Origin of the sequence: Acinetobacter sp. NIPH 284 (assembly GCF_000369425.1) — a bacterium.
Classification (GTDB): Bacteria; Pseudomonadota; Gammaproteobacteria; order Pseudomonadales; family Moraxellaceae; genus Acinetobacter.
Genome location: NZ_KB850011.1, coordinates 687,176 through 701,950 on the forward strand (window position 1 = coordinate 687,176; position 14,775 = coordinate 701,950).

The following is a 14,775-nucleotide window of genomic DNA, read 5'->3' on the forward strand; positions in this document are numbered from 1 at the left end:
AAGGTATAGGCTGTATTTATATCATTATGAGTTATTGCCATGTCACCTCATCCTTTCATATGCATTTAAAAGGAAAATCTTGCAGTTCTATGATGTCAGATATGAAAGTCAAAATTGACGACTGTTATTTCTATCCTGATGTACTGGTTGATTGTTCAGATTTAGCAGATGACAGTGTTTTTACAGAAACACCGACCATTATTGTTGAGGTATTGTCTAAATCCACGCGCCAGATTGAGCGTGTGATCAAACGTGAAAAGTATCTACAGATTCCGACCCTACAAGAATATATCCTGATTGAACAGGGTATTGCCGAGATTGAAGTGGTATGTCGTAGTCAAAACTGGCAATCTCATTTCTACTATTTGGGAGATCACATTACACTGAACTCAATTGGTTTAAGCATTTCAGTTGAAGATATTTATGACCGTGTCAAAAATGAAGATGTCGTGACATGGTTAGAGAAGAAAGCCTTAGCAGAACAAAACGTATCAAATTAAACCATATTGCTGTGCCAGCAATGCTGCTTCAGCACGGGATGAAATATGCAGTTTTTGATAAATTGTCTTGATATAGCCATTTATGGTATGGCCAGATAATTTTAATTCGTAGGCGATTTCAGCGACCTGATGTCCTTTTGCAATATAGACAAGCACCTGTTTTTCCCGATTTGTTAAAGTCAGTGACTGTATGGCCTGTTGCTTTTGTTGATTGAGCTGTTCATGTGTTTTGACATAATTGAGCAGTTTCTGCGTCATGCTTGGGGAAAAGGCATGGATTCCAGCAATCAGGTTTTTCAAATGCTGCTGAAATAGAGTTGGTTCAAGGTCTTTCAGCAAGTACCCTTTTGCACCATGACAAATAGCCTCAAACAGATATTGGTCATCTTCAAAAATTGTCACCACCACACTCAAGGTATTGGCAGAATGTTGTGCCAGCCAGTCAATCACCTCTGTTCCCTTTCCATCAGGCAAGGAAAGATCAATCAAGGCCAGATCATAATGTTGTGACAATAATGACTGTTTTGCTTCCTTTACACTATAAACCTGCTGGATACGAATGCCTGCAAAGGTTTCAAGCAACATCTGTTTCATCCATGCATTGACTTCCAGTATATCTTCTAAAATCAATGCCGTTTGAATCATATTTACACCCATCTTATATATTTACATCCATTACTTTTTGCCACAGTCACGATAATGGAAAAATCAACTCTACCCTTGAACCTTGTGTTCCTGGCAGCCTCTGAAAATGCAGGGTTGCCGAAAGTTCAGTTGCACGTTCCCTCAGGTTTTTAAGCCCATTCCCCTCAAGCTGATTAGTTTGACCATCAAATCCAGCACCATCATCACAAATGACTGAAACCAGTTGTGAGTCAAGCAAACTAATGTCAATCGTCACTTTTTGCGCATTGGCATGCTTCATTATATTACTGATGATTTCCCGAAGCATAGAAATATAATGCCTGTATTGTGCATAACTCAAGGTAATGGGTGTGTCTGCAAGGTTTTGTTGCCAATTTAGTTCTATCCCACAACTTTGCAGGCGAGTCGCAACCTCATATTCAAACTCCTGCAAAATCACATTTAACTCAACCCCTGTACCTAACAGACCATTGACGATGGTACGCATTTCAGCAATCGCCTGACGAATGGCCTGCTTGGCTTGATCCACATCTTTCTGGTAGAGACCCGATAATAGTTTTGCCCCCAGATCATCGTGCAAATCTCGGGCGATACGGTGTCTTTCCTCACGCACACCATTGTCATAGGCAACCCGACTCTCTACTGCCTGAGCTAAAAACGGTAATAGATTCTGGATCAGTTGCTGGTCATATTCACTAAACAAACGGCGGCCTTGCTGCGGATAGCTGAGACGCATCGCCGCCAGCCCTGCCACCTGTGGGATATAGAGCACAAGTCCGTTGTCTTCGATTTGGCTATGATTTCTCTGTTCACTTATCTCAAGGTTTAATGGCTGAAACAGGTCATTCAACAAGGCTTTCCACTGTAACTGGCGTTCCTGTTCATTCACCGCAAAACTGACCTGCAAGATTCGTTCAAACAGTTCGCTGTCGGATAACTTTTTGCGTTGTAACAGGCGTGCCTGTAACCAGCCACGGACAGGCAACCAAACCAGACCACAAATCAGGATGGCCAGACTGAGTGACATAAGTGGGCTTAACATCATCACCAGAAAGGCATCCAGCAACACCAGTAAAATCGCTCCTGCCAGCCAGTACAGAATTCCGAATGCCCAACGGTCCAGACTAAATAACTGATAGCGTTTTAAGCCAATCGCAATACCAATGGTCACAAACAGGAAGAAACCGAACGAATAGCCTTGTGACATATTAAGCTGAATATCAAGTAGCTGGGTACTCTGAACCAAAAATACAAATGTGCCGCTACTGACCAGAATCCATAAGGCAAACCAGCGCAATGCTACTTTTGCCCGTGGATCATGTCGGTTTGCCCGCCATTGCCAAACCATACATAAAATTGCGCCCAGCATTTGCAGGGTAACGGGTAAGTCTCCCCCCATGCTTGGTTCAGGCAAAAGAAATAAGGTATCAAGCAACCACCAAACAGAGAAAAATATCGGTATTGCCCACAACCATTGGGTTCTGATCAACTGCTTTGGGTACACCAAGAATAGACTGATTAATGCACAGCCATATAGCAATGCACCACCCGTATTGATTGCGACCAGTACCCGAAATAATTCGGCATTTAAAGCCAGATCACGGGTGCTATAGATGGCTGCGGAAAAGGCGAATACTGGATAGGCTGCATTGAGTAAGGCAAAAACACGGGGGGCGATTTCATTGGGACGCAATGCCCAAATCCAGCAGCCCAGCAAAAATCCAATCGAACTGACGGCAAGCTGAAACCAGAACTCAAAAGGTAAATCTCGAAGCGTTCGTTTAGGCTGAATATTGACAGGATATGGCGTTGAGCTTGAATGATCGCCTGAATGCAAAAATATTTGCTGATGCTGGCTCATCAGTTGATGAACTTGGCTCTGCTTGATAAAAAATTGCTGCATCTCAGGATAGGTTGCAACAAAATGGGGGTCTTCAGTAAAGTCATTTGCGTTTAGCTGTATTCGGTTCTGCCCACCTGCTGCTGAAATTGCAACTGAATCCACATCCTGTAATATTAATCGCTCCCCGTCAAATACCGAAATTTTTTGGCGTTCTTTGACTTCAAAACGTAAATGGCTACTGGGCTGATTTACCGCACAATAGATGACCGCAACAAGGGCCAACGACAACCCTAAAATGGCATAAAACAACCGATCCGCTGGTGTTTTGCGACGCAAAGCCATATATCACCACAATATGAGTATCCTTTCTGTGAACTAATGATAATCCAGAACATGTAAAAAAGGATGCTGAGACAGCATCCTTTCTGACAAAAACAATGTGTTATTCAATGTTTAGCATACTGCTCAAGGTTTCAGATACATTTTTCGATTTCACTTTAGGCTGCAACGCCTTAAGCGCCTGTTGCACCTGACTACGTTGTGGTTCGGCTAAAGTATACCAACGAGACAGTACTTGTAATAAACGCGAACCTAAAATTGGGTTTTTCTCATCCAAATAAGCGGCAAGCTCAATGAAATGATCAACACCAAAGCTCCACGTATTGACTGGATTTGCAGCTAGTCCACCACTCACTGCACGGATACGGTTCGGTGTTCCCAAATCATAATCGGCGTGCTTAGTCAGATACTCAATTGTTTCCGCTGTCGCACATGGATTCGATGCTTGGATGTTAAACCATTGATCTAAAGACAAGGCTTCATCTTTAAAACGCTTATAGAAATCTGCAAGTGCAGCTTGCGCTTGTGGTGCATCATTACAGACCAAAACGCGTAATGCTCCTAAACGTTCAGACATATTGCCTGTTTGTTGATATTGGGTATAAGCCAAATCGAACACAGATTCATCACCTTGACGCGCCAACATATTCAAGGTGATATTTTTCAATGAACGCACGCCCATTGCCAAAGAGAACTCTTTTTGCTGGTCTGGATCTAAGGCCAAATAGGTGTCTTTCCAGAATGAGCCTAAATCACGTGCTAAATGATCTAGCACAGCTTCACGCTTCTCTCGAATCAATTCGGGCTCATAGTCTTGATCAATACGACTGCCTAGATAGTTTTCACTTGGTACATCAAATAAACGTGATGCCAATAACGGATCTTTATTTACTAAGTCAGGCAAGGTATTTTTAATTGCCTGAATATAGGTATCCACCTTATGGTCTTCTAAAAGAATACGTTCCAATAAAGTTTGTGTCGCTTGCCATTGGTTAAAGCCATTGGTTTCATGCTGAATCAAGAAGGCAAGATCATCATTGGAATAATCAAAGACTAAGTTCACAGGGGCAGAAAAATTACGTAATAACGAGGCAACAGGTTGCTCAGTCACCCCTGTAAATTCAATTGTTGCTTCATCTTGATCAAATAAGTACACGCCATCTTTGACCTCATTCACAAACAGATCAGTGCTGTGCAAGGTATATTGCTCACCTGTATTGGCATTAAATAATGCCAGAGCCACAGGAATTGGCACTGCTTTGAGGTTTGGATATTTTGGATGTGCTTTCAAGCTTTGTTTGAAGCTTAAACGGTAAGTCTGTGCAGCAGCATCATATTCACCTCGAGCTTCTAACTTTGGTGTCCCCGGTTGGTTATACCATGTGAGGAAGTTAGAGAGATCAACACCTGAACCTGCACTCAATGCCGCAACCCAGTCTTCAACTGTAACTGCTTGCCCATCATGACGCAGAAAATATTCATCTGTGCCTTTACGGTATTTTTCTTTCCCCAATAAAGTTGCCATCATGCGATTGATTTCAGCACCCTTCTCATACACTGTCGCGGTATAGAAGTTATTGATTTCAACAAAATGGTCTGGACGAGGTGGATGTGATAATGGTCCTGCATCTTCAGGGAATTGATGCGATTTCAATACCGCTACATCATCAATTCGTTGTACGGCCGCTGATTGTAAATCCTCAGAGAAAGACTGATCCCGGAAAACCGTTAAGCCTTCTTTTAAACACAACTGGAACCAGTCACGACAGGTAATTCGGTTGCCTGTCCAATTATGGAAATATTCATGTGCAATTACAGATTGAACTCGCATAATCGCAGCATCAGTGGTGTATTCCTCATCAGCAAGTACACAAGATGTATTAAAGATATTTAAACCTTTATTTTCCATTGCACCCATGTTGAACTGACTGACCGCGACAATCATGTAGTTATCGAGATCATACGGACGACCATAGTGTTCTTCGTCCCAACGCATTGAATGTTTTAGTGCTTCCATCGCGATATGGCATTTTGGAATATCTTTATCGATTGCATAAATTTCAAGAGCAACATCACGGCCTTCTGATGTGGTATAGCGATCTTTCAGTACCGCCAAATCACCAATCACACAGGCAAATAAATAGCTTGGCTTTTTGGTTGGATCTTGCCAAATCGCAAAATGACGACCTTCCCCAGCTTCACCCGTTTCCAATAAGTTACCATTTGCAAGTAATACTGGATATTTCTTATCGGCTTCGACACGGGTAGTAAACTCAGCAAGCACATCTGGACGATCTGGATAGAAGGTGATTTTACGGAAACCTTCTGGTTCATTTTGGGTAACGAACAAATCACCTGCTTTATATAAGCCTTCAAGTTGCGTATTTGATTCAGGATGGATAATCACCTGAGTTTGAACAATGACCTGATCTGGTGCATCAGTGATCACCAATTGTTCAGTATCCAAATGATATTGTTCAGCGCTAAGGGTTTGCCCATTCAATTGAACCGATTTTAATTCAAGATCACGACCTAACAGAACCAATTCGCCTGCAGTCTGACGCTTCATCACCAGTGTAGAATCGACAATCGTATGATCATCATAAACTTGAATATTTAAATTAATTGATTCAACCAAGAATGATGGCTTTTGATAATCTTTTAAATAAATCGTTTGATTTGCTTGTACAGGAGGCTGTGCCGCAATATTCATCAGTATTCCTTATCGTTCATCATGTCGGATGGTCTTGTTATCAAGACTTCTTGATTAGTCGATCATACGCCAACTTACAAAAGCTGTCTTTAAGCCCATATCTTAGTTTCAAGTATTTTTATTGGGGTTTAGTTCAGTAATTTTCAAATTAATTGATTAAAATGGAATTCTGTTTAGAAAGAATAACAACAGTTATTTCTAATTTTAAATAAAAGCTACAAAAATAACCAAATTCCAAGGTTTGAATTACATTTTTTTTATGCGCTTTACATTTTGTGCACGGTTATTGCTTAAGTTTATATGCCAATGTAGGTAATACAATCAAACAAGCGAGGGTTAAGACGATGGAATTAAAAGCACACTTATATCGTTTAGAAAATATTAAAGCGATCCATGATCTTGCAAAAGCAGGTGTGGATCATCATGTCATTTCCGTTTTTTTAACAGCAGAAGGAATCGAACTCAGCAGCTTAGAAGTAACGAATATCGTGAATACCTATGATGAACTTGGAAAAGAAAAATTACCAAGTAAAAAAGTCCAAGCACTTATCAACGCCAAAAAAATCGGTCAGGAGGACGAAAACTTACCATGCCCTGTTTAGTTTACCCAATAAAAAACCTCGAATCTGAAATTCGAGGTTTTAGTCAAATTAAAACTAAGGATTTGGGCTATCAGTACGAATCCACACTTGTGTACGACCTAGTGCAGAAATACCTACATATCCACGCAGACGTAAACGTTTACCGTCAGCACTTAAGTTCGCCTTGCCTTTATAGATTTTGCCGCTTTTTGCTTCTAAAACCTTTCCGTCAACATAAGCATTTCGCTTATCGGGATCTTCCTTAAATCCAGACAAAATTTCCAAACCCAAAAGTGGCTGATTGGTATAAGGCGGAGGACATTTTGTACAATGGGTTAATGCCACACCACCAGGAACAGGGTAACGATAAAGAATTTTTCCATGAAACGTCCCATCGGCAGCTTTCCTGATTTCTACAATTGATTGTTGCTCACCAGTTCGATCATCAATACTTTTCCAGTAACCCTCAATCGATGCAGCAAAACTTGTCACGCTTGCAAAAGCAATAGCCAAACCCACGATTCCTTTCATGAGTACACGATTTAACATATTATCTCCATTAAAACTTAAAATAACACTTCATACTTATTCGACTTGATTTAAAATATTATTTATTAAATCCAGTCTATCTTACCCTATACCAGCAGGTTTTTTATAGTTAAATCAGCTTAAATACAACTTAATATTTAGACCCATGTTTAAGGGTTTGCACTGTCTGTACGAAGCCAGACCACGGTGCGGCCCAGTGCAGACACTCCCATATAACCACGCATGCGCAGGCGTTTACCCTCACCACTCACCACAGCCTTACCTTTATAAATTCGCCCAGATGTAGGTTCCAGTACCCGACCATCAATATAAGCATCTGCCTTATTTGGATCTTCCCTAAATCCAGATAGAATCTCTAAACCCAGAATAGGTTTATTTGTATATGGTGCTGGACATTTGGTACAGTTTGTAAGTGCAATTCCATGTGAGTTTGGATAGCGATAAACAATTTTTCCATGATAACGACCATCATTTCCTTTACGGATTTCAACAATTGACAGTTGTTCACCTGTACGTTCTTCAATACTTTTCCAGTAACCTTCGATAGAGGCTGCAAAAGTTGTTAGGCTTGCGCAAGCAATTGAGCATCCCACAATGCCTTTTATGAGCACACGATTTAGCATAATTAATCCCGTCATTTAAAAACTAACCCATTCATCGTTATAGGTTTAATTATTGAAACTTATCACACTTCACTAGAACTTTCACTCTACTGGTGCGTTCTTTTGCTTTAAAAAACTTATCTAACTGATATAATTCATGTAATCAATAACATTATTTTTTAAATACAAAATAGATTCTTCATATTTCTATCAACTTACAAGATTTTTAAGGATTGGCACTCTCAGTCCTAATCCAAACTTGGGTACGACCTAAAGCAGAGATCCCCATATATCCGCGCATGCGTAAACGTTTACCATCAGCACTTAACTGAGCTTTGCCTTTATAAAAATTGCCCGTTTTAGGTTCGAGTATTTTTCCGTCTATAAAATGGTTTGGATTTTTAGGGTCTTCTCGCAAACCTGATGCGATCTGAAGTCCTAAAATAGGTTTGTTTTTGAAAGGCTCAGGGCATTTCGCACAATTGGTTAATACACTACCACCTGGAACAGGGTAACGATATACAATTGTTCCTGTATAAGTATTATCAGGTTTCTTTTTAATTTCTACGATTGAAAGCTGTTCGCCCGTACGGTCATCAATACTTTTCCAAAAGCCTTCAGGTGTCATCGCGAAATTAGCAGTTGCGAATAGGGCAAATGAAATTCCCACGATTCCTTTCATGAGTGAATGTTTTTGCATAATATGCTCTCCCTAAGTGCAAAATAGATCCATCTGATATACATTTTTATTCCAATGTTCTTAGACAGTCAACAAAACGAGTGGATATTTAATTGTTTAAAATCACAATAAATTTTAAGCAATTCATCTATTAAAAAAGAAATGATTACGGGTTCGCACTATCTATGCATATCCAAACCGTATTTCTACCCAAAGCTGAAATTCCAACATAACCGCGCATATTTAAATGCTTACCATCAGCACTTAACTCAGCTTTGCCTTTGTACACTTTTCCAGTTTTGCTCTCTAAGATGAATCCATTAATAAAACTATTTGCTTTATTGGGGCCTTCAACCAAACCAGTTAAAACTTCTAAACCTAAACGTGGCTTTCCTGTATACGGCGGTGGACAGTTAACACAATGTGTACGATCGCCCCTTGCGCATTCGGATAGATATAAACGATTTTTCCGCGATAAGTGTTATTCGCTGCTTTCTTGATTTCAATAATAGTCAGTTGTTCGCCTGTCCGATCATCAATACTGCGCCAATAGCCTTCAATTGTACTGACATCTGATAGAATACTTGTAAAACAAGCAATTAATGCAATAGAGCATTTCAACAATATTGATTATTCATCCTTATCTCTTTCTACTTCTAAAACAAACTTAATAACATCTTTGAAATTTACCATATTTTAAAAAATGGATAAGCAACCTGCTTAGCTTTTATATAAAATTCAGTGGATTAAATCTCAATACAAAACCACTTTTTCAGTGCAAATAATCTTTTTCTCACTCCGAGCACGAGCAATGTATAATCCTTTCATTTCGTGGTTATATAGGTTTATTGTCAATGGATTTACAGATTCTGCAAAAGCAGTTAGATGAAAGTAGCCATTGTCCATTGTGCCAAGCATCCATGTTCTGGATTGAAGCTGAGCAATACTCACAAGAATTCCAATTTCATGAATGTAGTCATTGCCAACATCGTGTATTTAAAAGTGACAGCAAGCTGAATTGCCATTGTGCTCAATGCACCGCTCAGCGCAAAAAACAAACTCAACAAACCATTTTACAAGAACAACGTAAATACAAAGTCAAAGATGAAGTGATTTATAGCCTGAATCAACTCAGCTTTATGCATAAATTATTTTTACTAAGTTTGTTGGACAGTTATGCTCGTGAAGATGTACAGCATGATGAATTCATCCACTGGAAGAACATTAAATATCATGATTTCACCCCCAATTATTTATTTCAAAATCAACTCGTTCAAGAGTTACTCAAATTAGGCATCTTTAAATCACAAGATTCGAGCCTAGAACCAGAACATTTTTATCTTAATCTTCGGCTTGATGGTTATTCTGATCCGAGTTTGTTTAGTGTAACCCAACAATTGCGCCATTGGTTTTATGAGAATCTAAGTTTAGGTATTCCCTTCAAAACAACAGATGAAGTTAAAGATGCTTTGTATTTGATTCTTTATCAAGAAATCGTCCAGTTCATGCAGTTTTATTGTAGAACTTGGGGAATTCAAATTGCAGGCAATCGCTCCTTTCAGGCCTTTTGCTATCGCTTGATGGAAGGACTCGCAGTGGGTCAAATTTTTTACTTAATCCAAACTGCGTTAGAGTATCTCTATAAGCAAAACGCATTGCAGCCAAGAAACGATAAATTTATTAATACCAACTTACTCAAAAAGACATTAGCACAATATCGTGAACGCGCTTTGGCTGAACGTTGGGAAACCACGACATTACCTCGCCCATACACCATTCCATTTAGTAAAATGAGCGAAGTATTATTATTTAAATTCTTGGGTTATGACGAAAGTGTTTTTATTCAACCTGTCTGGAAATCTTGGCGCAAGATTGAAGCTCGTTTAAATTTTTACGCAGTAAAGCGTTGCATGTATTGCGGTTCAAATGATCTTGTAGTCGATTATGATGCTACAGACTATGTCTCATTGATTTGTCGTCGATGTAAGCATCAAGACCACTACTTTACGCGTTAAACTATTATTTTTGTAAATTTTTAAGGGGTGATGAATGTCACAAAAACAACAACTGATTGAACAAGTGATTGAACAAGTGATTGAAGCTTGGCAAGCTCTTCAGCAAGAAGCCCCATTGGTACAATGTATTACCAATAGTGTCGCCAATAATTACGTCGCAAATATCTTACTTGCAGCTGGTGCATCGCCCGCAATGATCGACAATCCATTTGAAGCAGCAGATTTTACAAACATTTGTGCAGCTTTAAGCATCAACATTGGTACACCGACGACTGAACAAACTCAAGCGATGCTCATTTCTGCTGAAACAGCGCAACAGCAACAAAGACCATGGGTACTCGATCCTGTTGGCTATGGAGCAATCCTGAAATGGCGTAGTGAAACTGTCGATCAATTACTCAAGTTTCAACCTACGATTATCCGTGGCAATGCCTCTGAAATCAGCACTTTAGCGGGCAGTCAAGTTCAATCTAAAGGTGTTGATAGCACATTAAATAGCCATGATGTTTATGCTCAAGCAAAAAGCTTGTTACAGCATACTGAGTGTGTTGCGATTTCTGGTGAATCTGACTATATCATTTCCAAACAATTGGATATGGTAATCAAAGTAAATGGTGGTTGCCATTTACAGCCTAAAATTACTGCAACAGGGTGCGCTCTAGGAGCCTTAACCGCCGCTTATCATGCAGTAACGAATTCAACCATTGCGGCGCTCGCTGCACATATTCACTTTGCTATTGCAGGCAAACTGGCATATGACCATGCTCAAACAGTTGGAAGCTTTAATGTCGCTTTTTTAGATTATATTCATATGCTCGATGATAATTTAATTCAGCAATATGTAGACATTGAAATTTTATAATTCAGCTCTGCTTATTCGCAGCGCTTAAACCTTATTTCAGTAACAAATAAATGTCTGTGATCAAATCACATTCATCTACGTCATGAACAAAGTTGTGGTAGTGAAAAAAGACGGGAAAATCCCCTACTTCAAGCGCTGATTATGGTTACCAGTGCTTACACCATATGTATTTTCAGGGATATCCGCCGTGATTGTTCCAGCAATATCAAAACGGAATTCATCACTTAAAGTCTGTTCAGGGTCAGAAAATGGAATACCCTAGGTGCGGCTTTTTGCTATAGCAGATAATCCCGTTTCTTTGCGCCACTGAATAAATTGTGCTGCCGATTCAAATACACGTTCTGGTGCACCGTGATGAGAAATAAATGCAATTTTCTCTTCTGCTCTTTCTACAATATTAACGTTCATCATGATTTCTCTCGGAGGTAATGAAAAAACAAACCTTTCATGCCAAGACGACCAACGCGGCTGTTCTCTAAAAGCACTTGGGGTTTGATCAAATGAACGTTTAAATGCGCGGCTAAATGCTTCAGGGCTATCAAAACCAGACTGTAAAGCAATATCAATAATTTTGGTGTCTGTAGAAAATGTAAGAGGCATTTAAATCCCTTATTCGATAAACAGTAACGCTAAACGGACTTGATCATAAGCCATACGCGGACTTGTAGCTTCCACAATTGGACGTAACTTAATTGAACCATCATCGGTAAAATGCTCAGGATTTTTACGTTTGTGTAAACGTTTATAAATCTTACGAACTTCTTCAACGACTTCATCACCGGGATTGGCAATGGAAATATCTAATCCTTGCTCTTTATGCAATCGCGCGAGATGGTTAATAATCGTTGCAGGCGTTAGCCCTCGCTCATGCGCGATATCTTCAATTTCATAACCATCTTCAAATAAAGCACGTGTTTCCTCTAAAGTCGCTGCTGCATAATTCTGTTTTTCGCCTTTCGAAAGTTTTTTCTCGTTGCGTGCAATTTCAGTTGCATTCAGCGTGCCGCCACAATGACGAATAAAGGCATTATGCTGTGGGGTTAGATCAATATTTTCAAAATTCACTTCTGCTTCGGTCGATAATTCCTGAAAACGGCGGTCTGCTTTAATTGCTAAACTATCCAACTCAAGTGCTTGTTCATTAAACCCAAGCAATTTCAGTCCAGTTAGTGACTTTAATCGAGACAAAGCCACATAACCCTGACCTTTTTCAAAAGTATGCGTTAAATTAATTTCTGCTGCTTCTAAAGTCATACCCTGACTTTTATGAATAGTGATTGCCCATGCCAAACGTAAAGGAATTTGCTGATAACTTGCAATCACCTTGCCTGCTTCATTTTCAATTGACCATGTTTCTGGTTCAACAAGTAATGTCGTTCCATCTGTCAATTTGACTTTTGGTAAAATCCCTTGTTTATCATCTTCCTCAAAACCAATCACTTCACCTAAACTGCCATTGATATAGCCCATATCAAAGTTATTTTTGACAAACATCACTTTGGCATGCTTTTTAAGGGTCAATTCTTCAGGTGCGCGTACCGAGGACTTCAGTGTTTCGATTAATTTTTCATTACCATCTAAAACAGCATTAAATTGATGACTTTCATTCTCAATTTCGTTCAGATGCTGATAATTGATGTTATCCACATCCATATTATGTGTGTATAAACGGGTAAAGGTCTCGCCAATATCGTGCTGACGCGATTGTTGTAATGCGAAAATATGATTCTGCTGAATGCTCTGTGCTCGAATCGCATTTAATATCTGATTTAAAATTTCATCATCCTGACGGTGTTGCTCAGTCAAATAGCAAACTCGGAATTTTGCTTCAACCCACGCTTCAGACATGAAGCAAAATTTATCTCGATTACTTTCATCTTTCTTACCTACTGGTGGTAACTGGAAAAAGTCACCTGCAACAATGACTTGAATTCCACCAAAAGCTTCATCACTTTCTTTGAAGTATTTAAGCACCTGATTGACTAAATTAAGCTGTTTGGCATGCAGCATTGAAATTTCATCAATAATCAAGACTTGGGCATTTTCTAAATGCTCTTTTAAATATTTACGCTCTTTCATACGCTTCAGATCATCATCACTCAAACGATCTTTAATTCCAATCCCTGCCCACGTATGAATGGTCATTCCATTCATATGCGTAGCCGCGATCCCTGTAGAAGCCGTAATCGCAACGGGTACTTTTCGCGCTTTAAGATAGTGAATATATTGATTAAGCGTATAGGTTTTTCCTGCACCCGCGGAACCTGTTAAAAAAACATTTTCCCCAGCTTTAAGTAACTTCAGTGCAGTCTCTTGTTTCATAATTTCTTCAGTCAAAAACAACAGCACATAGCTTAACGATTTTTTTGTAAAAGTAAAAACTCAAACTGATTTTGAGAACTGTTTGTATCTCACTTTTACATTGACATCCAAACATTTTCATTTAATGTGTTTCTTAATTAATTCAGATTAGATATCAAAATGAACATTTCAAATTCACATAAATATCAAACAGATATATTGGGAGAAGATTATCAGCAACTCACTTTAAATTTTGCTGATGATTATGATGGGAAAGTCGTTGCAACATTAGTTCGCAAGAAATCAGCTCAAGCCACCAAGAAAGCAGTTCTATATATTCATGGTTTTTCTGACTATTTTTTCCAAACAGAAATGGCAGAACAATTTAACCAGCATGGTTATGATTTTTATGCTCTCGATCTCAGAAAATATGGTCGCTCAAAATTACCGCATCAAACCCTGTATTACGTGCGGGATTTACGTGAATATGATGCTGAAATTAGCAAGGCACTAGAGATTATTGGTCAGGAAAACCATAATCAGGTATTGCTTGCTGGACATTCAACAGGTGGCTTGATCACAACCTTATATGCAGCACATTATCCTGACCATCGTCTGGTTAAGGCGTTATGGGCAAATAGTCCATTTTATGATTTCTTTAAGAGTATCATTGAGAAAAAAGTGGGCATTCCTTTGCTGAGTGAATTTGGCAAACGCTTCCCAAATGCCAAGTTTCCAAGTGGCTTGAATCCGTGGTATGTACCAAGTTTACATAAAAACTTTCATGGTGAATGGGAGTTCAATCTGGAATGGAAACCTGAATCCACGCCATTTGTACAACTGTGCTTTGTTCATGCCATCCATGAAGCGCAAAAAGAAATCCATAAAGGGATTACACTGAATATTCCAACCCTGATCATGCATTCACATCAATCCAAATACCCTAAAAAATGGGGAATTGATGCCCAGCAAAGTGATGTGATTTTAGATGTCAAAGATATGACACACAATGCAAAGAAAATGAAAGGTGATGTACAAACCTTAGCAATCAAAAATGGCTTACATGATTTAGTCTTATCTGCACCGCCTGTGCGAAAGAAAGTATATGAGGATTTATTTTCTTGGCTTGAACAAAAAATGCCTTAA

At 39.2% G+C, this 14,775-nt stretch carries 12 protein-coding genes and 2 pseudogenes; 5 read left to right on the top strand and 9 right to left on the bottom strand.

The features are described from left to right. The first annotated feature begins 59 nt into the window (after positions 1 to 59). Positions 60 to 500 carry a Uma2 family endonuclease gene (locus tag F908_RS09290; protein ID WP_228127632.1) on the top strand — a complete coding sequence of 147 codons (441 nt, stop codon included), beginning with the start codon at positions 60 to 62 and terminating at the stop codon, positions 498 to 500. On the opposite strand, the gene F908_RS09295 is transcribed toward F908_RS09290, so the two are convergent. The 3 genes from F908_RS09295 to pepN form a co-directional block, all read right to left on the bottom strand. Continuing rightward, positions 492 to 1,145, bottom strand: a complete 654-nt coding sequence (locus tag F908_RS09295; protein ID WP_034602840.1) for a response regulator transcription factor — start codon at positions 1,143 to 1,145, stop codon at positions 492 to 494. The two genes, F908_RS09290 and F908_RS09295, sit on opposite strands and share 9 nt — an antisense overlap. A 46-nt stretch (positions 1,146 to 1,191) precedes the next feature. Next, the gene (locus tag F908_RS09300) at positions 1,192 to 3,330 is read right to left on the bottom strand and encodes a sensor histidine kinase (protein ID WP_005160855.1); all 2,139 of its coding nucleotides are present in this window, start codon (positions 3,328 to 3,330) and stop codon (positions 1,192 to 1,194) included. 100 nt (positions 3,331 to 3,430) lie between these two features. Then, entirely contained in the window at positions 3,431 to 6,040 is a 2,610-nt protein-coding gene (gene pepN / locus F908_RS09305; RefSeq protein ID WP_005160857.1) for an aminopeptidase N, read from the bottom strand. 344 nt (positions 6,041 to 6,384) lie between these two features. Here pepN and F908_RS09310 point away from each other — a divergent pair, with 344 nt between their 5' ends. Further along, positions 6,385 to 6,642 (top strand): hypothetical protein, encoded by a 258-nt coding sequence (locus F908_RS09310; protein WP_004661424.1) that lies wholly within the window; start codon positions 6,385 to 6,387, stop codon positions 6,640 to 6,642. Between the two features lie 54 nt (positions 6,643 to 6,696). Here the strand turns inward: F908_RS09310 and F908_RS09315 are convergent, their stop codons facing one another. The 4 genes and pseudogenes from F908_RS09315 to F908_RS09330 all read right to left on the bottom strand — a co-directional run bounded on the left by F908_RS09315 (position 6,697) and on the right by F908_RS09330 (position 9,075). Beyond that, a complete protein-coding gene (locus tag F908_RS09315) occupies positions 6,697 to 7,170 on the bottom strand; it encodes a DUF2147 domain-containing protein (protein ID WP_005160860.1) in 474 nt (157 codons plus the stop codon). Positions 7,171 to 7,319: 149 nt separating this feature from the next. Further along, complete coding sequence (locus F908_RS09320; RefSeq protein ID WP_005160862.1) at positions 7,320 to 7,793, bottom strand: DUF2147 domain-containing protein; 474 nt, start codon at positions 7,791 to 7,793, stop codon at positions 7,320 to 7,322. 205 nt (positions 7,794 to 7,998) lie between these two features. Beyond that, positions 7,999 to 8,472, bottom strand: coding sequence for a DUF2147 domain-containing protein (locus F908_RS09325; RefSeq protein WP_005160864.1), 474 nt, complete (start codon positions 8,470 to 8,472; stop codon positions 7,999 to 8,001). A gap of 145 nt (positions 8,473 to 8,617) precedes the next feature. Continuing rightward, positions 8,618 to 9,075 (bottom strand): annotated as a pseudogene (locus F908_RS09330) (DUF2147 domain-containing protein). Between the two features lie 230 nt (positions 9,076 to 9,305). Between F908_RS09330 and F908_RS09335 the strand changes: the two are divergent. Next, the gene (locus F908_RS09335) at positions 9,306 to 10,466 is read left to right on the top strand and encodes a hypothetical protein (protein ID WP_005160871.1); all 1,161 of its coding nucleotides are present in this window, start codon (positions 9,306 to 9,308) and stop codon (positions 10,464 to 10,466) included. Between the two features lie 34 nt (positions 10,467 to 10,500). After that, on the top strand, positions 10,501 to 11,328 hold the full coding sequence (thiM, locus tag F908_RS09340; protein WP_005160873.1) for a hydroxyethylthiazole kinase: 828 nt from the start codon (positions 10,501 to 10,503) through the stop codon (positions 11,326 to 11,328). Between the two features lie 31 nt (positions 11,329 to 11,359). Here thiM and F908_RS09345 read toward each other — a convergent pair. Both F908_RS09345 and F908_RS09350 read right to left on the bottom strand, forming a co-directional pair. Beyond that, positions 11,360 to 11,922, bottom strand: a pseudogene (locus tag F908_RS09345) (AraC family transcriptional regulator); the annotation flags it as partial. Positions 11,923 to 11,937: 15 nt separating this feature from the next. Then, a complete protein-coding gene (locus F908_RS09350) occupies positions 11,938 to 13,650 on the bottom strand; it encodes an AAA family ATPase (RefSeq protein WP_005160879.1) in 1,713 nt (570 codons plus the stop codon). Positions 13,651 to 13,809: 159 nt separating this feature from the next. Here F908_RS09350 and F908_RS09355 point away from each other — a divergent pair, with 159 nt between their 5' ends. Then, a complete protein-coding gene (locus F908_RS09355) occupies positions 13,810 to 14,775 on the top strand; it encodes an alpha/beta hydrolase (protein ID WP_005160881.1) in 966 nt (321 codons plus the stop codon).